This is a genomic window from Actinokineospora sp. NPDC004072 (genome assembly GCF_053604195.1).
This window is the reverse complement of the sequence record NZ_JBSGHB010000023.1, coordinates 66,897-90,845: the sequence shown is the minus strand read 5'-3', so window position 1 is coordinate 90,845 and position 23,949 is coordinate 66,897. Positions and strand designations below refer to the sequence as shown.

Annotated in this window: 24 protein-coding genes and 1 pseudogene; 15 read left to right on the top strand and 10 right to left on the bottom strand. The window is 74.4% G+C overall.

Annotated features, from left to right (window positions below):
- Positions 1–57: 57 nt before the first annotated feature.
- From ACWEPX_RS28675 to ACWEPX_RS28660, 4 genes and pseudogenes are all read left to right on the top strand, one after another.
- Entirely contained in the window at positions 58–591 is a 534-nt protein-coding gene (locus ACWEPX_RS28675) for a hypothetical protein (protein ID WP_451900367.1), read from the top strand.
- A gap of 45 nt (positions 592–636) precedes the next feature.
- Positions 637–1,131, top strand: a complete 495-nt coding sequence (locus ACWEPX_RS28670; protein WP_451900392.1) for a GNAT family N-acetyltransferase — start codon at positions 637–639, stop codon at positions 1,129–1,131.
- Positions 1,132–1,183: 52 nt separating this feature from the next.
- Positions 1,184–1,480 (top strand): annotated as a pseudogene (locus tag ACWEPX_RS28665) (methyltransferase domain-containing protein); the annotation flags it as partial.
- A gap of 168 nt (positions 1,481–1,648) precedes the next feature.
- Positions 1,649–1,867 carry a hypothetical protein gene (locus ACWEPX_RS28660; RefSeq protein ID WP_451900366.1) on the top strand — a complete coding sequence of 73 codons (219 nt, stop codon included), beginning with the start codon at positions 1,649–1,651 and terminating at the stop codon, positions 1,865–1,867.
- 7 nt (positions 1,868–1,874) lie between these two features.
- Here the strand turns inward: ACWEPX_RS28660 and trhA are convergent, their stop codons facing one another.
- Together trhA and ACWEPX_RS28650 are read right to left on the bottom strand one after the other, a co-directional pair.
- A complete protein-coding gene (trhA, locus tag ACWEPX_RS28655; RefSeq protein WP_451900365.1) occupies positions 1,875–2,543 on the bottom strand; it encodes a PAQR family membrane homeostasis protein TrhA in 669 nt (222 codons plus the stop codon).
- Positions 2,544–2,589: 46 nt separating this feature from the next.
- Positions 2,590–3,003 carry a CoA-binding protein gene (locus ACWEPX_RS28650; RefSeq protein WP_451900364.1) on the bottom strand — a complete coding sequence of 138 codons (414 nt, stop codon included), beginning with the start codon at positions 3,001–3,003 and terminating at the stop codon, positions 2,590–2,592.
- A gap of 40 nt (positions 3,004–3,043) precedes the next feature.
- On the opposite strand from ACWEPX_RS28650, the gene ACWEPX_RS28645 reads away from it, so the two are divergent.
- The gene (locus tag ACWEPX_RS28645; RefSeq protein ID WP_451900363.1) at positions 3,044–3,826 is read left to right on the top strand and encodes an isoprenyl transferase; all 783 of its coding nucleotides are present in this window, start codon (positions 3,044–3,046) and stop codon (positions 3,824–3,826) included.
- Between the two features lie 397 nt (positions 3,827–4,223).
- Positions 4,224–5,504, top strand: coding sequence for a PhoH family protein (locus tag ACWEPX_RS28640; RefSeq protein WP_451900391.1), 1,281 nt, complete (start codon positions 4,224–4,226; stop codon positions 5,502–5,504).
- A gap of 18 nt (positions 5,505–5,522) precedes the next feature.
- Here ACWEPX_RS28640 and guaB1 read toward each other — a convergent pair whose 3' ends face one another.
- The 4 genes from guaB1 to ACWEPX_RS28620 form a co-directional block, all read right to left on the bottom strand.
- Positions 5,523–6,956, bottom strand: a complete 1,434-nt coding sequence (guaB1, locus tag ACWEPX_RS28635) for a GMP reductase (RefSeq protein ID WP_451900362.1) — start codon at positions 6,954–6,956, stop codon at positions 5,523–5,525.
- A 16-nt stretch (positions 6,957–6,972) separates the two neighbouring features.
- Positions 6,973–7,881, bottom strand: coding sequence for a hypothetical protein (locus tag ACWEPX_RS28630; protein WP_451900361.1), 909 nt, complete (start codon positions 7,879–7,881; stop codon positions 6,973–6,975).
- A gap of 302 nt (positions 7,882–8,183) precedes the next feature.
- On the bottom strand, positions 8,184–11,099 hold the full coding sequence (locus ACWEPX_RS28625) for an AAA family ATPase (RefSeq protein WP_451900360.1): 2,916 nt from the start codon (positions 11,097–11,099) through the stop codon (positions 8,184–8,186).
- On the bottom strand, positions 11,096–12,244 hold the full coding sequence (locus ACWEPX_RS28620) for an exonuclease SbcCD subunit D (protein WP_451900359.1): 1,149 nt from the start codon (positions 12,242–12,244) through the stop codon (positions 11,096–11,098). The genes ACWEPX_RS28625 and ACWEPX_RS28620 overlap by 4 nt, the downstream gene beginning before the upstream one ends.
- Before the next feature lie 90 nt (positions 12,245–12,334).
- Between ACWEPX_RS28620 and ACWEPX_RS28615 the strand changes: the two genes are divergently transcribed.
- Both ACWEPX_RS28615 and ACWEPX_RS28610 read left to right on the top strand, forming a co-directional pair.
- Positions 12,335–13,300 carry a DNA recombination protein RmuC gene (locus ACWEPX_RS28615; RefSeq protein WP_451900358.1) on the top strand — a complete coding sequence of 322 codons (966 nt, stop codon included), beginning with the start codon at positions 12,335–12,337 and terminating at the stop codon, positions 13,298–13,300.
- Positions 13,301–13,386: 86 nt separating this feature from the next.
- On the top strand, positions 13,387–14,142 hold the full coding sequence (locus tag ACWEPX_RS28610; RefSeq protein ID WP_451900357.1) for a DUF6542 domain-containing protein: 756 nt from the start codon (positions 13,387–13,389) through the stop codon (positions 14,140–14,142).
- On the opposite strand, the gene ACWEPX_RS28605 is transcribed toward ACWEPX_RS28610, so the two are convergent.
- Positions 14,143–15,111: a 4-hydroxy-3-methylbut-2-enyl diphosphate reductase gene (locus tag ACWEPX_RS28605; protein ID WP_451900356.1), complete on the bottom strand. Its 969-nt coding sequence runs from the start codon at positions 15,109–15,111 to the stop codon at positions 14,143–14,145. It abuts the gene before it with no gap.
- 64 nt (positions 15,112–15,175) lie between these two features.
- Between ACWEPX_RS28605 and ACWEPX_RS28600 the strand changes: the two genes are divergently transcribed.
- The 4 genes from ACWEPX_RS28600 to ACWEPX_RS28585 are packed head-to-tail and all read left to right on the top strand — an operon-like array spanning position 15,176 to position 17,542.
- On the top strand, positions 15,176–15,691 hold the full coding sequence (locus ACWEPX_RS28600; RefSeq protein ID WP_451900355.1) for a lipid droplet-associated protein: 516 nt from the start codon (positions 15,176–15,178) through the stop codon (positions 15,689–15,691).
- Complete coding sequence (gene xseA, locus ACWEPX_RS28595) at positions 15,688–16,932, top strand: exodeoxyribonuclease VII large subunit (protein ID WP_451900354.1); 1,245 nt, start codon at positions 15,688–15,690, stop codon at positions 16,930–16,932. The genes ACWEPX_RS28600 and xseA overlap by 4 nt, the downstream gene beginning before the upstream one ends.
- 5 nt (positions 16,933–16,937) lie before the next feature.
- The gene (locus ACWEPX_RS28590; protein ID WP_451900353.1) at positions 16,938–17,342 is read left to right on the top strand and encodes a sugar ABC transporter substrate-binding protein; all 405 of its coding nucleotides are present in this window, start codon (positions 16,938–16,940) and stop codon (positions 17,340–17,342) included.
- Positions 17,339–17,542 (top strand): exodeoxyribonuclease VII small subunit, encoded by a 204-nt coding sequence (locus ACWEPX_RS28585; RefSeq protein ID WP_451900352.1) that lies wholly within the window; start codon positions 17,339–17,341, stop codon positions 17,540–17,542. The genes ACWEPX_RS28590 and ACWEPX_RS28585 overlap by 4 nt, the downstream gene beginning before the upstream one ends.
- A 57-nt stretch (positions 17,543–17,599) precedes the next feature.
- Here ACWEPX_RS28585 and ACWEPX_RS28580 read toward each other — a convergent pair whose 3' ends face one another.
- A complete protein-coding gene (locus tag ACWEPX_RS28580; RefSeq protein ID WP_451900351.1) occupies positions 17,600–18,682 on the bottom strand; it encodes a DUF4245 family protein in 1,083 nt (360 codons plus the stop codon).
- 169 nt (positions 18,683–18,851) lie between these two features.
- Here ACWEPX_RS28580 and glpX point away from each other — a divergent pair, with 169 nt between their 5' ends.
- Together glpX and ACWEPX_RS28570 are read left to right on the top strand one after the other, a co-directional pair.
- Positions 18,852–19,901 carry a class II fructose-bisphosphatase gene (gene glpX, locus ACWEPX_RS28575; protein WP_451900350.1) on the top strand — a complete coding sequence of 350 codons (1,050 nt, stop codon included), beginning with the start codon at positions 18,852–18,854 and terminating at the stop codon, positions 19,899–19,901.
- Positions 19,902–19,984: 83 nt separating this feature from the next.
- On the top strand, positions 19,985–20,620 hold the full coding sequence (locus tag ACWEPX_RS28570) for a L,D-transpeptidase (protein WP_451900349.1): 636 nt from the start codon (positions 19,985–19,987) through the stop codon (positions 20,618–20,620).
- A 1-nt stretch (position 20,621) separates the two neighbouring features.
- Here the strand turns inward: ACWEPX_RS28570 and ACWEPX_RS28565 are convergent, their stop codons facing one another.
- A complete protein-coding gene (locus ACWEPX_RS28565) occupies positions 20,622–21,599 on the bottom strand; it encodes an NAD(P)/FAD-dependent oxidoreductase (protein ID WP_451900348.1) in 978 nt (325 codons plus the stop codon).
- A 95-nt stretch (positions 21,600–21,694) separates the two neighbouring features.
- Here ACWEPX_RS28565 and ACWEPX_RS28560 point away from each other — a divergent pair, with 95 nt between their 5' ends.
- Entirely contained in the window at positions 21,695–23,086 is a 1,392-nt protein-coding gene (locus ACWEPX_RS28560; protein WP_451900347.1) for a class II fumarate hydratase, read from the top strand.
- Here the strand turns inward: ACWEPX_RS28560 and ACWEPX_RS28555 are convergent.
- A complete protein-coding gene (locus ACWEPX_RS28555; protein WP_451900346.1) occupies positions 23,025–23,927 on the bottom strand; it encodes a DMT family transporter in 903 nt (300 codons plus the stop codon). The two genes, ACWEPX_RS28560 and ACWEPX_RS28555, sit on opposite strands and share 62 nt — an antisense overlap.
- Between the last annotated feature and the right edge of the window lie 22 nt (positions 23,928–23,949).

The following is a 23,949-nucleotide window of genomic DNA, read 5'->3' as shown; positions in this document are numbered from 1 at the left end:
AGCCGGGCATCGGCGTAACCTCGGTAAGGACGTAATCATGTAATCATTGGAGCGGACATGCGTGGACACCGGTGGCAGGGCGACCTGCCCAGCGCCGACGACGCCCCGGCGTGGTTCTCCGGGCGGCTGCCGGACTGGTTCGCGGGCGAGCCGGAGATCGTGATCGACCGCGAGGAGATCACCGTCGTCGGCGAGCTCCCGCCGCTGACCGGCGACTACCGCGACGACGCCGCCCGCGCGGCGGCCGAGTCCGGGCGGATCGGCCGCTGGCGGGAGGAGACGCGGGAGGACCGCATCGAGATCGCCCGCCAGGCCGAGCACCGGTACGGCCGCAAGGTGGCCTGGGGCGCGAAGCTGGGCAGCACGCGCGAGCTGTTCACCGTCATCGCGGTGCCGGTGATGACCCGGCTGCGCCAGCCCGAGCGCCAGGTGCTCGACACCCTGGTGGCCGCGGGCGTGGCCCGCTCCCGCTCCGACGCCCTGGCCTGGGCGGTGCGGCTGGTCGGCCAGCACACCGAGCAGTGGCTAAATGAGCTGCGGGCGGCGATGTCGAAGGTCGATGATCTGCGGGCGAAGGGTCCGGACCTGTAGGAGGGCGTTGTGGCACTGACCGGCAAGCTCGTGCGCCTGCGAGCGATGGAGCCAGAGGACGCCGACGCGGTCTGGCGCTGGCACAACGACCCCGAGGTCACCCGCTGGCTCGACGGCGCGTACCCGGAGCCGCTGGCCGCCATGCGCAAGCGCTGGGCCGACCTGCCCCGCAACTCCTTCAGCCGCACGGTCTTCGGCATCGAGACCATCGCCGACGCCCGGCTCATCGGCATCATCGTCCTGCGCGACGCCAAGCCGGAGACGGCCCGCGCCGAGCTGGACATCTACATCGGCGAGAAGGACTGCTGGAACGGCGGCTACGGCACCGAGGCCCTGCGGCTGATGTGCCGCTACGGCTTCGACTTCATGCGGCTGCACTCCATCGAGCTCGGCGTCGTCGACGACAACGACCGCGCCCGCCACGTCTACCGCAAGGTCGGCTTCGTGGAGGAGGGCAGGCTCCGCCAGGCGTTCCGCCGCGACGGCCAGTGGCACGACGTGTACCTGATGGGTCTGCTGGAAGGCGAGCTCGTCGACTGATGCGGACGTTCGACGAGCTGGTGGCCGAGGGCGCCGCCGTCCCCACCGACGGCTGGGACTTCTCCTGGTTCGACGGCAGGCCACCGAGGAGCGCCCGCCGTGGCGCTACTCGGCCCTGCTCGCCGACCGCCTCTCGACCGCGACCGCCGCCGCCGACCTGCAGACCGGCGGCGGCGAGGTCGTCGCCGAAGCCCCGATCCGCCCGCGCCTGCTGTTCGCCACGGAGGCCTGGCCCCCCAACGCCGCCATCGCCCGCCGCAACCTCCCGGACGCACAGGTCATCAGGGTCGCCGAACGCACCCTCCTGCCGTTCCGCACCGAATCCCTGGACCTGGTCACCAGCCGCCACCCCACCCACACCCCGTGGGCGGAGATCACCCGCGTCCTGCGCCCCGGCGGCCGCGTCCTCACCCAGCAGATCGGCGACGGCACGAACCGCGAACTCTCGGAGTTCTTCCTCGGCCCCCTCCCACCCCCACGCCCCACCGCCGCCGAACTCCGCACCACCCTCGCCCCCTTGGAAATCCTCACCCTCCGCCCCGCCACCCTCCGCGTCGAGTTCTTCGACGTAGCCGCAGTGATCTACTTCCTCCGCAAGGTGATCTGGACCGTCCCCGACTTCACCGTCCCCCGCTACCACGCCCGCCTCCGAGCCATGCACGACCACATCACCACAACCGGCAGCTTCACCTCCCACAGCCGCCGCGTGCTCGTCGAGGCCCGCAAACCGGAATGAACCCCCGCTAGGGGAAGATCGCGAACCAGATCGCGATGTAGTGGCAGAGGGCTGCGAGGACGGTGGCGGCGTGGAAGAACTCGTGGTGGCCGAAGACGGTGGGCCACGGGTTGGGCCACTTCGTGGCGTAGAAGATGGCGCCGATGGTGTAGAAGAGGCCGCCCACCAGGAGGAGGACCAGGGCGGCTACGCCTGCGTTGTGGAGGAGTTCCGGGAGGACGAAGACGGCGACCCAGCCCAGGGCGATGTAGATGGGGGTGCCGAGCCAGCGGGGGGCGTGGGGCCACAGGAGCTTGAGGGCCACGCCGAGGATCGCGCCGCCCCAGACGATGCCCAGGACGATGTAGCCCGTGGGCTGGGACATGGCCAGCAGGGAGAACGGGGTGTACGTCCCGGCGATGAACAGGAAGATCATCGAGTGGTCGAGGCGCTTCATCCACGTGCGGGCGGATTCGGAGACCCACCAGCGGCGGTGGTAGAGCGCGCTCACCCCGAACAGGCCCAGCACCGTCACCGCGTACACCGAGGTGGCCAAGGCGGCGATGGGCGAGACCGTCGCCGCCAGGCTGACCAGCGTCGCGCCGGTTGCCAGGGAGACGAAGAACGACCAGAAGTGGATCACGCCGCGCAGGCGGGGCTTGGTGGGGCGAGGCCGGTCCTGGAGGGCAGCGGTCACGCCGTCGAGGTTACGGCACGGTAGGCAGGGTTGCTTGTAACAGCGATCACGACCAGCCGACGACCTCGCGGTGCTCGACGCCCAGGCAGCGGTCCATCACCACGTCCAACCCGCCCTCGCGGGCGATGCGCGCGGCCTCCTCGCTGATCACGCCCAGCTGCAGCCACAGCGCCCCCGCGCCCACCGCGACGGCCTCGCGGGCGATGCCGGGCGCGTGCTCCGGGCGGCGGAACACGTCCACGATGTCAATCGGGCCGGGCACCTCCGCGAGCGACGGATAGGCGGGCAGCCCCTCCCACGTCGTCAGCGCCGGGTTCACCGGATGCACCGTCAGCCCGGCCGACACCAGGTACCGCGCCACGCCCGCGCTCGGCCTGCGCGGGTCGGCGCTGAGGCCGACGACGGCGATTGTGCGGGACTCGTGGAGAAGTCGTTCCAGTGCTGTGAGGTCCGGTTCCACGCAACCCAGTGTGCACCCGAAAGGGGTACCCTGGCAGGCCGTGAGTCTTCGCAGGCGCGTTGCCGATGTCGTGTACGGCCTCTACGAGAAACGCCTCTTCCAGCAGACCGGCGGCAAGATCCCCCGGCACGTCGGGGTCATGCTCGACGGCAACCGGCGCTGGGCGCGGGAGGCCGGGTTCACCGACGTCAACGACGGCCACCGGGTGGGCGCGCAGCGCATCGCCGACCTGCTGGGCTGGTGCGACGAGGTCGGGGTCGAGGTGGTCACGCTGTGGCTGCTGTCCACCGACAACCTCGCCCGGCCCGCCGCCGAGCTGGCGCCCCTGCTGGAGATCATCGGCGACGTGGTGGACGAGCTCGCCGAGCCCGGCCTGCCCTGGCGGCTGCGGCTCATCGGCGCGCTGGACATCCTGCCTGCCGAGACCGCCGAGCGGCTGGTCAACGCGGCCGGGCGGACCCGGGCCGAGGGGCGCACCGGGATGGAGGTCAACATCGCCGTCGGCTACGGCGGCCGCCGGGAGATCGCCGACGCGGTGCGCAAGCTGCTGCAGCAGCACGCCGAGGCGGGCACCAGCATCGAGGAGCTGGCCGAGGTGCTGACCGTCGACCACATCGCCGAGCACCTCTACACCTCCGGCCAGCCCGACCCCGACCTGGTGATCCGCACCTCGGGGGAGCAGCGCCTCTCCGGATTCCTGCTGTGGCAGTCGGCGCATTCGGAGTTCCACTTCTGCGAGGCGTACTGGCCCGATTTCCGGCGCACGGACTTCCTCCGCGCGCTGCGCGCCTACGGAATTCGCCACCGCCGTTTCGGCTCCTGACCTGGTATAATCCCTGGCCGGATTGCGCGCGGGACGTCATCGACGTGGCGCGCATGTGACTCCCCGGTGACCGATCACCGAATCACCTGTGCGGCGGTCTGCCGATTGTCGGCACGCGCGGGTAGCGTCCGACCTGTCGGGCCGTGTCCATTGCGACCCGACCCGGGAGGCCCTGGTCGTGAGCGAACTGGCGAGGGGGCAGGCACCCGGCCCCCGTGGACCGCGCTGACGGTCCACACCGGGGCAGGTGCCCGGCCCGTCGAGGAGCGGACGCGGTGCCCGCGTCCGCGAGGGAGTTGCCGTGACCGCATCGTCCAGGCGCACTGCCAGCCAGTCCTCAGGCTCGTCCCGCACCGCCCAGGCCGACGAGGAGGGCGGCACAGCCCGCACCTACGTCATCGACACCTCGGTCCTGCTCGCCGACCCGTGGGCGCTGACCCGCTTCGCCGAGCACTCGGTCGTCATCCCGCTCGTGGTGGTCAGCGAGCTGGAGGGCAAGCGGCACCACCCCGAACTCGGCTGGTTCGCCAGGGAGACCCTGCGACTGCTCGACGACCTGCGGCTCAAGCACGGCCGCCTCGACACCCCCGTCCCGGTCGGCGACAGCGGCGGCACGCTGCGCGTCGAGCTGAACCACACCGACCCGGCGGTGCTGCCCGCGGGCTTCCGCACCGACGCCAACGACGCCCGCATCCTGGCCTGCGCGCTCAACCTCGCCGCCGAGACGCCCGAGGTCACGCTGGTGACCAAGGACATCCCGCTGCGGGTCAAGGCCGCCGCGGTCGGCCTGGCCGCCGACGAGTACCGCGCGGGCGAGGTGGTCACCTCCGGCTGGTCGGGCATGGCCGACCTGTCGGTGCCCCAGGGCTTCATCAACGACCTGTTCTCCCAGGACCAGGTGGACCCGCTCGACTACGGCATGGAGGTCGAGCTGCCCTGCAACACCGGCCTGCGGCTGCACGCGGGCGGGCAGAGCGCGCTGGGCCGGGTGACCGCGGACAAGCGCGTGCGGCTGGTCCGCGGCGACCGCGAGGCGTTCGGCCTGCACGGCCGCTCCGCCGAGCAGCGCATAGCGCTGGACCTGCTGCTCGACCAGGAGATCGGCATCGTCTCCCTGGGCGGTCGGGCGGGCACCGGCAAGTCCGCGCTGGCGCTGTGCGCGGGCCTGGAGGCGGTGCTGGAGCGCAACCTGCACCGCAAGGTGGTGGTCTTCCGCCCGATGTACGCCGTGGGCGGGCAGGACCTGGGCTACCTGCCCGGTTCGGAGTCGGAGAAGATGCAGCCCTGGGCGCAGGCGGTCTTCGACACCCTCGGCGCGCTGGTCAGCAAGGCCGTCATCGACGAGGTGCTGGGCCGGGAGATGCTGGAGGTCCTGCCGCTGACCCACATCCGCGGCCGCTCCCTGCACGACTCGTTCGTCATCGTCGACGAGGCGCAGTCGCTGGAGCGCAACGTCCTGCTGACCGTGCTGTCCCGGCTGGGCACCAACTCCCGCGTCGTGCTGACCCACGACGTCGCCCAGCGCGACAACCTGCGCGTCGGCAGGCACGACGGGGTGGCCGCGGTGATCGAGAAGCTCAAGGGCCACCCGCTGTTCGCCCACGTCACGCTCACCCGCAGCGAGCGCTCGCCGATCGCCGCCCTGGTGACCGAGATGCTGGAGGACCACTCGCTGTGACGCCCGCGGGCGGGCCGCTCACCACCCGGCGGGGAGCGGCCTGCCCTCGGCGAAGCCCGCCGCCGACTGCACGCCGACGACGGCGCGCTCGTGGAACTCCGGCACCGTGCGCGCCCCCGCGTAGGTGAAGGCCGACCGCACGCCCGAGCAGATGCCGTCGATCAGGTCCTCCACCCCGGGCGCGGCGGGGTCCAGCCGCATCCGGGAGGAGGAGATGCCCTCCTCGAACAGCGCCTTGCGGGCCCGGTCGTAGCCGCTGTCGGCGCGCGTGCGGGCTGAGACGGCGCGCTTGGACGCCATCCCGAAGGACTCCTTGTAGGCCCGCCCGGCCTCGTCGCGCTGGAGGTCGCCGGGGGACTCGTAGGTGCCCGCGAACCACGACCCGATCATCACGTTGGCCGCGCCCGCGGCCAGCGCGAGCGCGACGTCGCGCGGGTGCCGGACGCCGCCGTCGGCCCACACGTGCTTGCCCAGCGCCCGCGCCGCGGCGGCGCACTCGGCGACGGCGGAGAACTGGGGCCGCCCGACGCCGGTCATCATCCGCGTCGTGCACATCGCGCCCGGGCCGACGCCCACCTTCACCACGTCGGCGCCCGCCTCGACCAGGTCGCGCACGCCCTCGGCGGTCACCACGTTGCCCGCGACGACCGGCACCGACGGGTTGACCGAGCGCACGGCCTTCAGCGCGGTCAGCATCTTCTCCTGGTGCCCGTGCGCGGTGTCGACCACCAGCGTGTCCACACCCGCGCTCAGCAGCGCGGCCGCCTTGGCCGCGACGTCGCCGTTCACCCCGACGGCCGCGGCGATGCGCAGCCTGCCGCCTGCGTCGACGGCGGGCTTGTAGATCTCCGCCCGCAGCGCGCCCTTCTCGGTGAGCACGCCCGCGAGCGCGCCGTCCGGGCCGACCGCGACCGCGATCCGCGCCGCGTGCTCGGCCAGGTGCTCGAACACCGCGCGCGGGGCGGTGCCCAGCGGCAGCGCGTGCACCGGCTCGGCGATCTCCCCCAGCCGGGTGAACCGGTCGACGCCGTGGCAGGCGGCCTCGTCCACCACCCCGACCGGCCGCCCGGCGTCGTCGACCACCACGACCGCGCCGTGGGCGCGCTTGGGCAGCAGGTTGATGGCGTCGGCCACGGCGTCGCCCGCGGTGAGCACCAGCGGGGTGTCCCAGACGGTGTGCCGGGACTTCACCCAGGCCACGATGTCGGCGACGGCCTCGGGGGCCACGTCCTGGGGCAGCACGACCAGCCCGCCGCGGCGGGCGACCGTCTCGGCCATCCGCCTGCCCGCGACGGCGGTCATGTTGGCCACCACGATCGGGATGGTCGCGCCCGTGCCGTCCGATGTGGACAGGTCGACGTCGAAGCGGCTCTCGACCGCGGAGCGGCCGGGCACCAGGAAGACGTCGTCGTAGGTCAGGTCGTGGCCGGGGTCGCCGTGTAGGTAGCGCACCAGGCCAACCTAGCGCTCACTCCCACTCCACGGCGATTCCCGCGATCCCCGGCTCCATGCTCGGGTAGTAGGCGCTGACCACGCAGTTGCGGTCGCAGTACAGCTCGCGGCTCAGGCTCGGCGGCCGGGCGTCGTTGCTGCGGATCTCCTGCACCAGCCGGGCGGGCAGGCGCTCGGGGGGCAGCTCGTACTGCAGCAGGAACGGCCCGGTCGGGGCCCGGAACAGCCGGTAGTAGCCCGGGCACGGCACGCCGGTCTCGTCGTCGACGGCGTAGCTGAGCACCACGACCTCGCCCTTGCCGAGCACCCGGTCGAAGACCAGCTCGAACACCACGACGTGGTCCTTGCGGCGGACCCGGCCGACCCGGCAGCCGTCGCCCGCGCTCACCCGCACCGCGGTCCCGTCGGCGCCCACCTCGCCGTGGTAGACCGCGACGTAGCGGTCGATGCCCTCGGCGTGGGCCTGGGAGACGTTCAGCGTCTCCACCCGGCCCTGGGAGCGGTCGGCGCGCAGGGTCACCCGCTCGGTGATCATCCGCACCTCCAGGTCCGCGTTGACCTGCTCGGGGTGCACGCCCAGCGACCGCAGCAGCTCCCTGGTGGTGGTGCCCGCGTCGACCAGCTCCGCGTAGGAGGTCGACTGCTTGCGGGTGCGGCCGCGCTGCTGGGGGCCGATCAGGACGACCAGCGAGTCGGTCGGCAGGCCCAGCACCGACTCCAGCGCCCGGACCGCGCCGAGGGCGTGCTGCGGGTCGGGGTGGCGCAGGCCGCGCTGCCAGTAGCTCAGGGTGGACTCGGCCACCTGCACGTCGAGCCGGGCCAGGTGGGCGCGCAGCCGGGCCAGCGACAGCCCGCGCGTCTGGATCGCCGTCCGCAGCGCGACGTGGAAGGGGCCGCGGCGCAGGGCGTCGGCCAACGGGTCCACAGGCGTTCCTCCGACTGTGAATGACTGTGAATGTTCACAGTAAGCGGGCACTCGCCGTCCGTAAAGGTGCTTGAACGCTCCGACCCGCCCGCAGGCGCCCTTGTCGGCGCATCCGGTGCGGCAGCACGCTTTGCGCGTCCCATTCCAGGTTGGAGGCCCGATGATCCTGCACCGCCCGTTCGCGGCGCCCGTCGTCGCGTTCGCAGGCGCAGGCCGCGACACGGCACGCGCGGCCGCCGCCATGTGAGCTGGCCCGCGGCCCCGGGACCTGACCGACGCCCTGCCCGGGGCCGCGGGCAGCCTCAGCCCCTGACCAGCTCCAGCGTCGGGCCGGTGCGCGCCTTGCGCACCCGCAGCCGCACCGGGATCCGCTGGCGCAGCTCCTCCACATGCGACACCACGCCGACGACCCGGCCGCCCGCCCGCAGCTCGTCCAAGATGGACATCACGTCGTCGAGGGTGTCGGCGTCGAGCGCGCCGAAGCCCTCGTCGACGAACAGCGTGTCCAGCACCGCGCCGCCGGTCTCAGCGGCCACCACGTCGGCCAGGCCCAGGGCCAGCGCCAGCGAGGCCACGAAGGACTCTCCGCCGGAGAGCGTCTTGGACGAGCGCACCCGGCCGGTGAAGTCGTCGAGCACGTCCAGGCCGAGCCCGCCGCGGGTGCCCCGGGCCCCGGCTTCGTCGGAGTGGACGAAGGCGTAGCGCCCCTGGGTCATCCGGCGCAGCCGGTCGGTGGCCGCGACGACCACCTCCTCCAGCCGGGCGGCCAGCACGAACGAGCGCAGCGACATTCGCGCGGTGTTCTGGCCGCGGCCGTTCACCACATCCGTCAGCGCGTCCAGCTCGGCGTGCTCGGCGGCCAGCGGGGCCAGCCGCCGCCAGGCCCGCTGCACCCGGTCGGTCAGGCCCGCCAGCGCCTCGGCCCGCGCGGCGGCGGCGCGGGCGTCGGCCACCGCCCCCTCGGCGCGCTCGCGGGCGGCGTCCACCGCGGCCACCAGCGGCGGCAGGTCGACCTCGGTCTGCGGGTCGACGCCCCACAGCTCGGGGTCGGCGAGGATCTGCTGGTTGGTCGACTCGCGCAGCCGCGCCTCGGCGAGCTGGTCGTCCAGCTTGGCCATGATCTCGGCCTCCCGGGCCGCGCCCAGCGCCGCGCCGAGGTCGGCGAACCCGGCCACGGCGACGGCGGCGTCCACGGCCGACCGCTGCTCGGCGACCCGCTCGGCGACGGTCGCGGCGAAGGCCCGCGCGTCCGCCACTGCGTCCAGGGCCTCGCCCAGCTCCAGCAGGTGGCTGCGGCGCCCGGCCACCGAGTCGAAGCCGCCGCGCGCCGCGGCCAGCCGCTCGGCGCGCTCGGCGACGCGGGCCTCGACCTCGGCCCGCTCGGCCGCCCACGACGCCACGTCCTGGGCCAGCCGGGTCCGCCGCCTGCCCGCGTCCTCGACCCGGCGCTCCAAGGTCTCCAGCTCGGCGACCCGGGCCGGGTGCAGGTCGGCCAGCTCCCGCGCCGAGTCGTAGGCCGCCTGGGCGCTGCGGTGCGCGGCGATCGGGTCGTCCCAGCCTGCCAGCCGCTCCCGCAGCGCCTCCACCGCGCCGCGCGCCCGCCGCAGCGCCTCCGCGGCGGCGTCGCGCCCGCGCAGCGCCTGCTGCTCGGCGTCCTGGGCCAGCTCCTCGTCGGCGGCCGAGACGGCGTCGGCCGCGGCGGCGGGGGCCGGGTGGTCCTCGGACCCGCAGACCGGGCACGGGCCGTCCAGCATCGCGGCCAGCTCGGCGGCCATCCCGGCCAGCCGCCGCTGCCGCACGTCCAGCAGCCGGTCGCGCGCGTCCTGGTGGGCGTCCACCGCGGCGGCGTGCCGGGTGACCGCCTCGGCCAGCGCGGCCTCGGCGGCGGGCAGCTCCGCGGCGTGGCCGACCGCGGCGGCCGCCGCCTCGGCGGCCGCCAGCAGGCCGTCCAGGGCGGCCGCGGCCCGGGCCGACTCGGCCACGGCCGCGCGCGCCTGCTCCACCGCGACGGTCAGCGCGTCGGCCTCGGCCCCCAGCTCGTCCCAGCGGACCGCGGCCAGCCGCGCGGCGATCTCGGCGGCGCGGGCCTGCTCGGCCTGCTGGCGCTCGGCCTCGGCGACCAGGCCCGCCAGCTCCCCGGCCTCCTCGCGCAGCGCGTTGGCCGCCGCGCGCGGGTCGCCGGTCCCGGCCCAGCCCAGCGCGACGGCCGCGCGCACCCGCTCCCGCTCCGCCGTGGCGGCCGCCTCCGCCTGCCGCTCCACGGCCCGCAGCGCCTCCACCGCGGTGACGACGCCCGCCGCGCGCCGGGCCGCGCCCAGCTCCTCGGCCCACGCCGCCCGGTCGCCCGCCTGCGCGGCCACCTCGGCCAGCTCCTGCTGCGCGCGGCGCACCCGCCGCACCCGGTCGGCCAGCGCCCGGGCGTCGGCCAGCGCGGCCTCGGCCGCCGCCCGCTCCCGCGCCGCCCGCGCCTGCTCCGCCGCGGTGGCCGCCGCCTCGTCGGCCACCCCGGACACGATCGCCGACAGCCACGCCTCGTCCGGCTCCGCGGGCGGCTCGGCGGCCACGACCTGGGCCACCCGGCCCGCCAGCCCGTCGGCCAGCACCCGCGCCCGCTCCACCTCCGCGCCCAGCTCCCGGCGGCGTTCGCGGAACCACAGCTCGACCCGCTTGAAGTGCTCGGTGCCGAACAGCCGCTCCAGCAGCTCCTCGCGCTCCTTGGTCTCCGAGCGCAGGAACCGGGCGAACTCGCCCTGGGGCAGCAGCACGACCTGGAAGAACTGCTCCTTGGTCATGCCCAGCAGGTGCTGCACCGTCCGCCCGACCTCATCGATGCGGGTCAGCGGCTCGCCGGTGCCGTCCAGCCAGGTCAGCGACGCCGTCGCCTGCTGCTTGGTGAAGCCCGTCCCGCGCCGCTTGGGCCGCTGGTACTCCGGGCTGTGCGCGACCCGGAACCGCCGCCCGCGCACGGTCAGCTCCAGCGAGACCTCCGTGTGCACCAGGTCGGGGGCGTTGTCGCAGCGCAGCTGCTTGGCCTCGTCGCGCACCCCGGGCACGCTGCCGAACAGCGCGAAGGACACCGCGTCGAGCAGCGAGGTCTTGCCCGCGCCGGTGTCGCCGTGCAGCAGGAACAGGCCCTCGGCGGCCAGCACGTCGAAGTCGACCACCTCGCGTCCCGGGTAGGGGCCGAACGCGGCCAGCTCCAGCCGGTGCAGCCTCACTCGGGCTCCTTCCCGGCGACCGCGGCCAGCGCGGTGCGCAGCAGCGCCCGCTCCGCGGGGGTGGCCGCCGTGCCCCGCACGGCCTCGACGAAGCAGCACGAGACGGCCTCGTCGTCGCGCCCGCGCACGGCGTCGCTGTACCGGCGCGGGGCCTCGATGCGGCCCACCGGCCGCCACTCCAGGTGCACCGCGTGCGGGAAGCGCTGCTGGAGCCTGCGCATGGCGTCCAGCGGGCGCGCGGGGTCGGTCAGCTCGACCGACAGGAAGTGGTCGGCGACGGCCTCGTGCGCCGGGTCGGCCAGCAGCTCGTCCAGCTCGCCGCGCAGCCGCGCCAGCGGCCGGGGCACCGGCAGCTCGTGCCTGCGCACCTCGGCCAGGCCGCGCCGGTCGAGGTCGACCAGCCACACCGACTTGCGGTGCCGGGCCTCGGAGAAGGAGTACGCCAGCGGGCTGCCGGAGTAGCGCAGGTGCTCGGCGAGCGCCTGCGAGCCGTGCAGGTGCCCGAGCGCGGCGTAGTCCACCCCGTCGAACAGCTTCCCGGGCACGTGCGGCACCCCGCCGACGGCGATCGTGCGCTCGGAGTCGCACGCCTCCCCGCCGACGACGAAGGCGTGCGCCAGCACCACCGACCGGGTGCCCTCCGGCCGCCCGGCCAGGTCCGCCCTGATCCGGCGCATGGCCTCGCCGATCACCCCGGAGTGCCCCTGCAGCTCCGGCATGCCGAACACCGCCCTGGTCGGGTCCGGCTCCAGGTACGGGATGCCGTACAGCGCGACCGGGCCGTGCTCGTCGGCCATGACCACGGGCTTGTGCAGGTCGGCCGTCGAGGTCAGCAGGTGCAGCCCGCCCGCGGTGGTGAAGTCGGCGAAGGCGCCCAACCGGGGCGCGGAGTCGTGGTTGCCGGGGGTGATCACGATGCGGGCGCCCGCGTCGGCGATGCGGCGCAGCACGCGCCCGCACACCGCGACCGCCTCGGCCGAGGGGACCGCGCGGTCGTAGAGGTCGCCCGCGACGACCACGGCGTCCACCCGCTCGTCGGCGACCAGGTCGGCCAGCCCGCCCAGCACGGACTCCTGCTCGGCCAGCAGGTCGCGGCCGTGGAAGGTGCGGCCCACGTGCCAGTCGGAGGTGTGCAGGAGCCGCATGCCGGACACCGTAGGGCGACCACCGCCCCGATCGGGGGAGCCACGCCGTCGAACGCGCGTTCGCCGGGTTCTGCGGCCGGGTCGGGGACAATGATCGCCGTGACCGCAGTCCTGGGCACCCTGACCGCCGTCCTCGCGCTGCTGCTCGTCGCCGCGGTGGCGCTGTTCCTGCGGCTCTACGCCGACAGCAACCGCCGCGTCGACGCCGCCCGGGCCGAGGTGGCCAGCGAGCGCGCCCGCTCCGACGCCAACCAGGCCGCCCTGCGCCGCTACGAGGTCGCCTTCGCCTCGATCAGCGGCCGGGGCGAGCTCGGCGAGCGGGTGCTGGTCGAGACCGCGCGCGCCCTCGGCCTGCGCGAGGGGCTGCACTACGAGGTGCAGACCGACGTCGCGGGCGGCGGCGCGGCCCGGCCCGACCTGCTGCTGCTCGTCGGCGGGGGCAGGCGGGTGCCGGTGGACGCCAAGGCGAGCCTGGCCTGCTGGGCCGAGGCGGTGGAGACCGACGACCCCGAGGAGCGCATCGACGCCCTGCGCGTGCACGTGCGCCACATCCGCGCCCGCGCCGCCGAGCTGGCGGGCAAGAACTACCAGCGCTGGGCCGACGCGATCTACGGCACGGTCATGTTCGTGCCCTCCGACGCCGCCGTCGTCGCCGCGCTGGACACCGACCCCGGGCTGCTGCGCTGGCTGCTCGACCGGCGGGTGTTCCTCTGCGGGCCGACGGGGTTCGGCGTGGTCGCCGCGGCGGCGCTGTTCGCCGCCACCGAGCGGGTGATCGTCGCCGACGTGGCCGCCGTGCGCGCCGGGGCGGCCGCGGCGCACCGGGCCGCGGGCAACGCGATCGACGCGCTCAACCTCTCCAGCACCCACCTGCAGCGGTTCGTCTCCGCGCGCAGGCGCGAGCTGGAGGCGCTGGAGCAGTTCCGCGCGTCGGTGCTCCCGCTGAGCGAGTCCACCGCCACCCCCACCCCGCTGCCCGCGCTGCGCGAGGCCGACGAGATCGCGCTCAACGGCGACGCGCCCGCCCAGGGCACAGGTGTGCACCATGATGGGTGATCGCGCTCACACGCGCGGTGAGGGCGGCTCCCCGGTTTGGCAAACGCCCGCAGGGCGGCTTCCCCGAACGGCTAACGTGTATCGCCGTGACAGCCACTCGCGATCGCCGCGGCGATCTTGATGAGCACCGCGCCGATCCCGCGTGGGACGAACGGCCGATCTTCGGCCGGTCGCGGGGACTGCCGTGGTGGGCCGCCGTGCTGCTGGCCGCGGGCCTCAGCGCCGCCGCAGCGGTGGTCGACATGCTGTCCAAGGACACCCTGGGCCAGGTCTTCCAGGGCGGGTACGTCGGCGGCTGCGTGGCCGCGATCTGCCTGGTCCGCAGGCGCAACGTGTTCGGCCCGATCGTGCAGCCGCCGCTGGTGTTCGCGCTGGTCTGGGTGGGCTCCTACGTCCTGCTCGGCCCCGGCGGCGAGGGCGGGCTCAAGGCCATGCTGGTCAACGTCGCCCTGCCGCTGACCAGCAACTTCCCCACGATGGCCATCACCACCGGCGTCGTGCTGGCCATCGGGCTGGGCAGGCTGTTCCTGCAGCGCGACCCCGACCCCGCCGTCGTGGAGCGCCCGCGGGAGAAGCGCCGCCCGAGCGAGGAGCCGCCCGCCCGGTCGCGCCCGGCGCGTCCGCGCGAAGAGTCCCGCTCCCGGGACGAGTCCCGTCCCCGCGAGGATTCCCGTTCCCGCGACGAGGCCCGCTCCCGGGATGAGGCCCGGCCCGCCCGCGAGGGCTCGCGGCCCCGGCCCCGCGACGGCGGCAAGCCGCGGCCCAAGGACGAGCCGCGCGGCCGCGACGCCCGGCCCAGGGACGCCGAGCGCAAGCCGCGGCGGCCCCGGCCGGAGCGCTGATCAGCCGGTCTTCAGCTTCCGCCGCAGCTCGGGCGGCAGCGCGAAGGCGATCTTCTCGTTGGCCGTGGTCACCTCGTGCACGTCGGCGTAGCCGCGCTCGGCGAGCCAGGCCAGCAGGTCCATGACCAGGTTGTCGGGCACCGACGCGCCGCTGGTGACGCCCACGGTCGACACCCCGTCCAGCCACGACTCCTGCGCCTCGTGCGCGAAGTCGATCAGGTAGGACGCCTTCGCGCCCGCCTGCAGGGCGACCTCGACCAGCCGCTTGGAGTTCGACGAGTTGGTCGAGCCGACCACGAGCACCAGGTCGCACTGCGGGGCCATCGTCTTGACCGCGACCTGGCGGTTCTGGGTGGCGTAGCAGATGTCGTCGCTCGGCGGGGCCAGCAGGTTCGGGAACCGGGCCTTGAGCTGGTCGACCCGCTCCATCGTTTCGTCGACCGACAGCGTGGTCTGCGACAGCCAGACGACCTTGGACGGGTCGCGCACGACGACCTTGTCCACGTCCTCGGCGGTGTCGACCAGCTGCACGTGGTCGGGGGCCTCGCCCGCGGTGCCCTCGACCTCCTCGTGGCCCTCGTGGCCGATGAGGAGGATGTCGTAGTCCTGCTTGGCGTAGCGGCGCGCCTCGTTGTGGACCTTGGTCACCAGCGGGCAGGTCGCATCGATCGTGCGCAGGTTGCGGTCGGCTGCCTCCTGGTGGACCGCAGGGGAGACGCCGTGGGCGGAGAAGACGACCAGCGCGCCCTCGGGCACCTCGTCGGTCTGGTCGACGAAGATCGCGCCGCGCTCGCGCAGCGTCTCCACCACGTGCTTGTTGTGCACGATCTCCTTGCGCACGTAGACCGGCGGTCCGTAGGTCTCCAGCGCCTTCTCGACGGTCTCCACGGCCCGGTCCACACCCGCGCAGTAGCCGCGCGGCTTGGCCAGCAGCACGCGCTTGCCCGGCGTCGGGTTCACAGCAGTCATGGCATCCAGGGTAGAGGCCCGCCCCGGTCTGGGCAGGCGCGCCCGGCTGGGGCAGGCTAGGGCCATGAAGAGCCTCCCCCTGCCCCTGCGCGTCGCGGCCGGGCTGGCCGTGACGGCCGTGGAGCGCGCACGCGAGCTGCCCACCGCGCTGGCCGGGCTGCCGGTCACCGTGGTCAGCCAGGCGCTGCAGGCGTCGATGCGGCTGCAGCAGCAGGTCACCGAGCTGGCGATCAAGGGCGACGAGGTGCTGGCCGCCCTGCGCCCGGCCGAGGAGAACCCCGAGTGGGCCACCTTCGACGAGGACATCGACGAGGAGGAGGCGCCGCAGCGGACCGCGTTCGACCGGGTGGACGACCCGTGGACGGCCGAGGAGCACGCGATCGCCGACACCCCCGCCGGGCCGCCCGCGACGGTGGAGAACTACGACGAGCTGTCCCTGCCCCAGCTGCGCGCCCGGCTGCGGTCGTTCACCGTCGCCGAGCTGGAGGAGCTGCTGGCCTACGAGCGCGGCACCGGGAACCGGCCGTCGTTCGTGGGCATGCTCACCCGTCGCATCGCGACGGTCCGCGACCAGACGTGAGCGGCCCCACCGCGGAGGAGCCGTGGCCGGTCCGCACCGTCGCCCGCAAGATCGCCGAGTGGATCAACCGGCTGGGCACGGTGTGGGTCGAGGGCCAGGTGACCCAGATCTCGGCCCGCCCGGGCACCGGCACGGCGTTCCTGACCCTGCGCGACCCGGCCGCGGACGTGTCGATGACCGTCACCTGCTCGATGGCGCTGATGCGCGCCCAGCCGACGCTGGCCGAGGGTGCGCGGGTGGTGGTCAACGCCAAGCCGACGTTCTTCATGAACCGCGGCACGATCAGCCTGCGCGCCGAGGAGATCCGCGCGGTGGGCATCGGCGAGCTGCTCGCGCGAATCGAGCGGCTGCGCAGGCTGCTGGCCGCCGAGGGGCTGTTCGCGCGCGAGCGCAAGCGCCGCCCGCCGTTCCTGCCCGGCTGCGTCGGGCTGATCACCGGGCGCGCCTCGGCCGCCGAGCGCGATGTGCTGGCCAACGCCAGGGCGCGCTGGCCCGCGGTCCGGTTCCGGATCGAGAACGTGGCGGTGCAGGGGGCGCTTGCGGTGCCGCAGATCGTCGACGCGCTCTCGGCGCTCGACCGCGACCCGGCCGTGGACGTCATCGTCATCGCCCGCGGCGGCGGCAGCGTCGAGGACCTGCTGCCGTTCTCCGACGAGGCGCTGTGCCGGGCGGTCGCCGCCTGCCGCACGCCGGTGCTCAGCGCCATCGGGCACGAGCCGGACACCCCGCTGCTCGACCACGTCGCCGACGTGCGCTGCTCGACGCCGACGGACGCGGGCAAGCGCGTGGTCCCCGACGTCGCCGAGGAGACCGCGCGGGTGCGCCAGCTGCGCGACCGGGCCCGCCGGGCGCTGCACGGCTGGGTCGACCGCGAGCGGCGGCTGCTGGACTCGCTGCGCAGCCGCCCGGTCCTGGCCGACCCGCTGACCCCGCTGGACCGCCGCGCCGAGGCCGTCGAGGCGCTGATCGGCCGGGCCCGCCGGGCGGTGCTCGGCCGGGTGGCCGCCGAGTCGACCGCGCTGTCGGCGACCAGGGCGCGCTTGACGACCTTGGGGCCAGCCGCCACCCTTGACCGGGGGTATGCGGTGGTCCAGTACACCGATGCCGACGGCGCCGCCCGGGTTCTCCGCTCGCTCAAGGACGCTCCGGAGGGCACGGCGCTGCGCATCCGGGTCGCCGACGGCGCCCTCCACGCGGTCGTGACCGGCGACCGGGAACCGGCAGGCGACGAAGGACGGTGACAGCGGTGGCCAGGGCCGACTCGACATTCCTGCCCCTGACCATCTCCACCGCGGCCACCCTCGCCCGCGATCCGCGCGCCGACCCGGCCGTGCGCGCCGTGCACCGCCTCGCCTGCCGCGCCGACGCCGCGGCCACCGAGTGCTGGGCCGCCCTGCTGGCGGGCTGCGACGCCCCCGGGCGGCGGCTGCTGCCGGAGCGGCTGCGCGAGCTGGCGATGACGACCTCGGCCTACGCGCGCGGCCTCGCCCCGGGGGACCGGGGGCGGGTGGACCGCGCGGCCAGCCGTATCGTCGAGGCGGTGGCCGACCGCGACGGCGCGGAGTTCGCCGAGGCGTTCGTCGGCTACGACCAGGCGGTGGCGACCGCCCTGGTCCGCACCTACAGCCAAGCGAGGAGCGCGACGCGGTGACCGAGGAGCTGGGCTACGAGCAGGCCCGCGATGAACTGGCCGACGTGGTGGCCACGCTGGAGGCCGGTGGGCTGTCCCTGGAGGAGTCCCTGGCCCTGTGGGAGCGCGGCGAGGTGCTGGCCAAGATCTGCGACAAGCACCTGGCCGGAGCCCGCGAGCGGGTCGAGAGCGCCCTGGCGGCCGCGGAGTCCGCGGACTGATCACCCGATCGTGTCCTGTCGAACGCGCGTTCGACTGGGCACCCTGGGGGTATGACCTCACTCCTTCGGCAATGGCGCCGCCTGCTGCGCGGCCTGCGCGAGCGCGCGGAACTCCGCCTCCGTGCCCGTCCCCGTGATGAGCAGCCGCACGTCCCCGAGATCGGTGACCCACGCGACCTCCTTGCGGCGTCCCGGGTAGACCGTCCACTGAGTCCCGTCGACGGTGACCGAGCCGCTGGCCCCGGGATCGTCCCTTTCGGTCTCGACCCGCACCAGGTCGACCACACCCGCGCCGGACTGGCTCAGCTGCACGAACCGCTCCGGCGTCAGCCACCCGGCCCGGACCACGACCGACACCGGCGGAACCGCGCTGGTGCTGGACGAATTCGCCCGCCACTGCGCGGGAACCGCGGGCAGCCGCACCGGGAACCCGACGGTCCGCGCGCTCGACTGCAACGACGCGGTGAGGTCCACGGTCGGCACCGACTCGGGCTCGATGCTCGGCCCGCCGGGGCTGAACGAACACCCCCGGTTGAACACCAGCAGCGCGGCGATGATCAGCAGCAGCGCCACCAACGACCACACCATGTCCCGCAACGACTGCGCCAGCCTGCGCTCAGTCGGCCCCGGCCGCCCACCACCCGCGCCAGCCCCGCCCGCTTCGCTCGGGGAGGCACCCGCGGGAGTTCCCGCCGCCGCGGGCGATCCGGGCTGCTCGCCACCCGGGGCAACTCCGCCTTCCTCGCTGGGGGAGGTGCCTGCAGAGGTGCCTGCCTCCGCGGGCGGTCCCGGCTGCTCGCCGCTCGCGGCAGCCCCGCCTGCCTGGCTCGGGGAGGTCCCTGCGGGGGTGTCCGCTTCCGCGGTCGGTCCGGGTCGCTCGCCGCTCGCTGTAGTCCCGCCTGACTCGCTCGGACTGCCGGCGGTGGTGCCTGCCTTCGCGGGGCGTCCGTCCGTGCCCTCGGTGTGCGCGCCGCCCGCGGCGGCTGCCGTGGCGGCGTCGCGCGAATCCCGCGCGGTTGCGTCGCTCCGGGAGGCCTGCCCGCTGTCGCCGCCAGGAGCCGGTGCCGGGGCGCGGTCGGCGCCGTCGGCTGGGGGTGGCGTGGGCTCGTCGGGGGTGCGGGGGGTCGTGTGGTCGGGCACGGACCCATCGTCGCAGGCCGGGGGGTGGGGCGGTGCGGGAGGGTGTTGTCGCAGGTCACGAGGGCATTGGTCGGAATGGGGGTGACGAGCGGCACCGCTGCTCGGTTGGGCACTGGACCGATTGCGTCTGGGAGGATTCCCGGGTCAAGCGTCGATCCGGGAGGCAGCGATGAGCACCGCGACCACGTCCAGCACGGCCCGCCGTCGGGAAGCGCCCGACCGGAACCTGGCACTGGAACTGGTCCGGGTGACCGAGGCGGCGGCGATGGCGGCGGGTCGGTGGGTCGGCCGCGGGGACAAGAACGGCGGCGACGGGGCGGCGGTCGACGCCATGCGGAAGCTGGTGGGCACCGTGTCGATGCGCGGTGTCGTGGTGATCGGGGAGGGCGAGAAGGACGAGGCGCCCATGCTCTACAACGGTGAGGAGGTGGGGAACGGGGACGGGCCCGACTGCGACGTCGCGGTCGACCCGATCGACGGCACGACCCTGATGTCCAAGGGGATGCCGAACGCCATCGCCGTGCTGGCGGTGGCCGAGCGGGGGGCGATGTTCGACCCGTCCGCGGTCTTCTACATGGAGAAGCTCGCGGTGGGGCCGGAAGCCGCCGACGTCATCGACATCACCGCGCCGGTCGCCGAGAACATCCGCCGGGTGGCCAAGGCCAAGCACACCGAGGTCTCCGACGTGACCGTCTGCATCCTCGACCGGCCGCGGCACGAGCACCTGGTGGAGGAGGTGCGGGCCGCGGGGGCGCGCATCCACTTCATCTCCGACGGCGACGTCGCGGGGGCGATCTCGGCGGCGCGGCCGAACACCGGGGTCGACATGCTCATCGGCATCGGCGGCACGCCCGAGGGGATCATCGCCGCGTGCGCGCTCAAGTGCATGGGCGGGGCGATCCAGGGCAGGCTGTGGCCGCAGGACGAGGCCGAGCGGGCCAAGGCGCGCGACGCGGGCCACGACCTCGACCGCGTGCTGATGACCGACGACCTCGTGCGCGGCGACAACGTCTTCTTCTGCGCGACCGGCGTCACCGACGGCGACCTGCTGCGCGGCGTGCACTACCGGTCCGGCGGCTGCACCACGCAGTCCATCGTCATGCGCTCGAAGTCGGGCACCGTGCGGATGATCGACGGCTTCCACCGGCTGACGAAGCTGCGCGAGTACGCCTCGGTGGACTTCGACCGCGACCACGACGAACTCCCCCCGCTGCCATAACGGATTGATCGCGGTCGACAACTCGGCTCGCCGCGGTGCCGTCTTACCCACGAGACCACCGCAGGCGAGCCGAGGGAGCCGACATGCGAATCCGACACGCCGTGCTGGGGGCGGCGACGCTCGCGGCGCTCGCCGCCTGCGGCACGAGCACCGCCGCGACACCCGCCCCCGCCACGACGACGACCACCGTCGCCACCACCCCGACGACCACGGTCGAGCCCACCACCACCCGGCCGACCACCACGACCACCACGACGACGATCCAGCGGACGACCACGAGCACGCCGCGGTCGACCACCACGACACGCCCGCCCGCCACCACCAGGACGACGACCACCTCCAAGGCCCAGCCGGTGGGCCTGGCCAAGGGCACGCCCTGCAAGGCGAGCGCGCGGGCCTGCATCGACTTATCCGCCAACAAGTCGTGGCTGATCAAGGATGGCGTCGCCGTCTACGGCCCGGTGCCGATCACCCACGGCCGGGCGGGCTGGGAGACCCCGCCCGGCACCTTCAAGGTCGGCTGGAAGAACCGCCACCACCGCAGCAGCATCTTCAACAACGCCCCGATGCCGTACTCGGTGTTCTTCAACGGCGGCATCGCCTTCCACCAGGGCAGCCTGCAGGAGAAGTCGCACGGCTGCATCCACCTGTCGCAGACCGCCGCAGCCAAGTACTTCAACACCTTGCAGGTCGGCGACGTCGTGCAGGTCGTGCGCTAGCTCAGCCGCTGGAGTGGCCCGGGAACAGGTGGGCGTCGGGATCGATGGCCACGGCGATGTTGTTCACCGCCGTGGCCGCCTCGCCGAAGCCGGTCGCGATCAGCTTCACCTTCCCCGGGTACGCGGCCACGTCGCCCGCGGCGTACACCCGCTCGCGGGCGGTGCGCATGGTGGAGTCGACCTTGATCGAGCGCTGGTGGATCTCCAGGCCCCAGGACTCGATCGGCCCGAGGTCGGCGGTGAAGCCGAGGGCGGCGACCACGGTGTTGGCGGGCAGGACCGGGTTGACGTCGACGCCCTTGACCGCCAGCTCCACCTCGGCCAGGCCGGACTCGTCGCCGCGCAGGGCGACCACCTCGGCGTCGGTGATGATCCGCACGCCCAGCTCCTCGACCTGCCGCACGGTCGCGGGCATGGCCCGGAACTTGGCGCGGCGGTGCACCAGCGTGACGCTGGCGGCCACCGGGTGCAGGGCCAGCACCCAGTCGAACGCCGAGTCTCCACCGCCGACAACGACCACGTGGTGGCCGCGGTGGGCCTCGAACGACGGCACGAAGTGCACCATCCCCCGGCCCAGCCAGTCCGCGCCCGCGGGCAGCGGCCGCGGGGTGAACTCGCCGATCCCGGCCGTCACCAGCACCGCCTTGGCCCGCACGGTCGTGCCGCCGTCGAGGGCGACCTCGAAGCCGCCGTCCACTTCGGCCAGCGCGGCGGCCCGCCTGCCCAGCAGGTAGGTCGGCTTCCACTGGTCGGCCTGCTCGACCAGCGCGGCGACCAGGTCGCGCCCGCGCACGGCCGGGAACCCGGCGACGTCGTAGATCATCTTCTCCGGGTACATCGCGGTGACCTGGCCGCCGGGCTCGGGCAGGGAGTCGACCACGACGGTGCTCAGCTCGCGGAACCCGGCGTAGTAGGCGGCGAACAGCCCGGTCGGGCCTGCGCCGACGATCAGGAGGTCGGCTTCGATCGGAGCGGTCATCGGTACCTGCTCTCGGGCGTGGTGGGCGTCCTCGCACCACCCTATGTGCGCACGCTGACACTGCCCACCGCCTCGGGAACGGCAACACTGGTGGTATGCCCGAGTTCCGCACCGAACACGACACGATGGGCGAGGTCCAGGTCCCCGCCGCCGCCCTGTGGCGGGCGCAGACCCAGCGCGCCGTCGACAACTTCCCGATCTCCGGCCGCGGCATCGAGCGCGCCCAGATCCGCGCGCTCGGCCTGCTCAAGGCCGCCGCCGCCCGGGTGAACGCCCGGCTCGGCGTGCTGCCGGAGGACCTCGCCGAGGCCATCGCCGCCGCCGCGGACGCCGTGGCCGCGGGCGAGCACGACGAGCACTTCCCGATCGATGTCTTCCAGACCGGCTCGGGCACGTCGTCGAACATGAACGCCAACGAGGTCATCGCAACCCTGGCCAGCCGCGCGCTCGGGCGCGACGTGCACCCGAACGACCACGTCAACGCCTCGCAGTCGTCCAACGACACCTTCCCGACGACGCTGCGGGTGGCCGCCGTCGACGCGGTGGTCGGCGACCTGCTGCCCGCCCTGGACGCGCTGGCGAGCACCATCGAGACCCGCGCCGCCGAGTGGGCCGACCTGGTGAAATCCGGCCGAACGCACCTCATGGACGCCGTGCCGGTCACCCTCGGCCAGGAGGCGGGCGCCTGGGCCACCCAGGTCCGCGCCGCGGCCGCCCGGCTGGCCTCGACCCTGCCGCGGGTCGGCGAGCTGCCCATCGGCGGCACCGCCGTCGGCAGCGGGCTCAACGCCCCCGAGGGCTTCGGCGCCGCCGTCGCCGCCGAGCTGGCCGAGGTCACCGGCCTGCCGCTGACCGAGGCGCCGGACCACTTCGAGGCCCAGGCCAGCCAGGACTCGGTGGTCGAGCTGTCCGGCCAGCTCCGGACCGCGGCCGTGGCCTTCTACAAGATCGCCAACGACCTGCGCTGGCTGGGCTCGGGCCCGCGCGCCGGGCTGGCCGAGCTGGCCCTGCCCGACCTGCAGCCAGGCTCGTCGATCATGCCCGGCAAGGTCAACCCGGTGATCCCCGAGGCGACGATGATGGTCGTCGCGCAGGTCATCGGCAACGACGCGGCGGTGGCGTTCGCGGGCACCCAGGGCAACTTCCAGCTCAACGTGATGCTGCCGGTGATCGCCCGCAACGTCTTGGAATCGACGCGCCTGCTCGCCGCGGTCGCCCGGCTCATGGCCACCAAGGTGATCGCCGGGGCCACCCCCGACGCCGAGCGGATGCGCGAGTACGCCGAGTCGTCGCCGTCGATCGTCACCCCGCTCAACCGCTACCTGGGCTACGAGGAGGCCGCCTCGATCGCCAAGCAGGCCCTCGCCGAGCGCCGCACGATCCGCGAGGTCGTCGTCGAGCGCGGGCACGTCGAGTCCGGGGCGATCACGGAGTCGCAGCTGGATGAAGCCCTCGACGTTCTCCGGATGGCTCGCGGCGGTCGGTAGCCCGGCGCTGGCGCAGGCCGATCACGCAGCCCGCGGCCACCAGCAGGGCCCCGGCGACCCCGGCGGGCCGCAGGGGCTCGGCGCCGAGCAGGACGGAGACGACGAAGCCCGCCACCGGCATCGCGCCGATCAGCACGCCCGCGCGGCCCGCGCCGAGCGTGCGCACGGCGCCGAACCACAGGCAGGCGGCGAACACCGCGAGGACGGCGACGGTGGCCAGCGCGGTGGCCTCGGTGGCGGTGGGCAGTCGGGGCGTCTCCAGGGCGGCCGCGAGCACCGCGCCCGCCACGCCCGCGGCGAAGTGCGTCCAGAACGAGGTGGCGTAGCCGCCGTGGCGGCGGATCAGGCCGACGGCGAAGAGGGTGAAGCCGACCTCGCCCAGCATGGTCAGCACGGCCAGCAGCAGGCCGGGCCCCGACCACGAGCCGCCGCCGGAGAGGACGGCGACCCCGGACACCACGACCGCGGCCCCGGCGATGGCGGCGACGGCCGGGCGCTGGCGGGCCAGCAGCGGGCCGAGCAGGGCCAGCACCAGCGGGCTGCCGCCCAGCACCGCGGCGACCAGCCCGGCGTCGGCGTGGTCCTGGGCGGCGATCAGGGTGGCGTTGAAACCCAGCATCCCGACGCCGACCACGGCGCCGAGCGCGGGCAGGTCGGCTAATCGGGGGCGGCCGAGCGGGATGCCGCGCACCCTCATGAACGCGGCCAGCACGGCTGCGCCGAGCAGGAAGCGTCCGGCCTGACCGGTCAGCAGGGGATAGTCCACCAGCAACCCGGACACCGGGACGGTGCCCCCGACGAGTGCGGCCGCGGCGAGGCCCGCGAGTTGAGGATATTTCACCGAAGCAGCATCCCCGGTGGAG

Excerpts from the sequence above, each read along its gene's own strand:
- ACWEPX_RS28675 (WP_451900367.1), top strand. The coding sequence starts at position 58 with ATGCGTGGACACCGGTGGCAGGGCGACCTGCCCAGCGCCGACGACGCC.
- ACWEPX_RS28670 (WP_451900392.1), top strand. The coding sequence starts at position 637 with ATGGAGCCAGAGGACGCCGACGCGGTCTGGCGCTGGCACAACGACCCC.
- ACWEPX_RS28620 (WP_451900359.1), bottom strand. The coding sequence starts at position 12,244 with ATGCGGCTCCTGCACACCTCCGACTGGCACGTGGGCCGCACCTTCCAC.
- ACWEPX_RS28615 (WP_451900358.1), top strand. The coding sequence starts at position 12,335 with ATGATCGCCGTGACCGCAGTCCTGGGCACCCTGACCGCCGTCCTCGCG.
- ACWEPX_RS28605 (WP_451900356.1), bottom strand. The coding sequence starts at position 15,111 with ATGACTGCTGTGAACCCGACGCCGGGCAAGCGCGTGCTGCTGGCCAAG.
- ACWEPX_RS28600 (WP_451900355.1), top strand. The coding sequence starts at position 15,176 with ATGAAGAGCCTCCCCCTGCCCCTGCGCGTCGCGGCCGGGCTGGCCGTG.
- glpX (WP_451900350.1), top strand. The coding sequence starts at position 18,852 with ATGAGCACCGCGACCACGTCCAGCACGGCCCGCCGTCGGGAAGCGCCC.
- ACWEPX_RS28570 (WP_451900349.1), top strand. The coding sequence starts at position 19,985 with ATGCGAATCCGACACGCCGTGCTGGGGGCGGCGACGCTCGCGGCGCTC.
- ACWEPX_RS28565 (WP_451900348.1), bottom strand. The coding sequence starts at position 21,599 with ATGACCGCTCCGATCGAAGCCGACCTCCTGATCGTCGGCGCAGGCCCG.
- ACWEPX_RS28560 (WP_451900347.1), top strand. The coding sequence starts at position 21,695 with ATGCCCGAGTTCCGCACCGAACACGACACGATGGGCGAGGTCCAGGTC.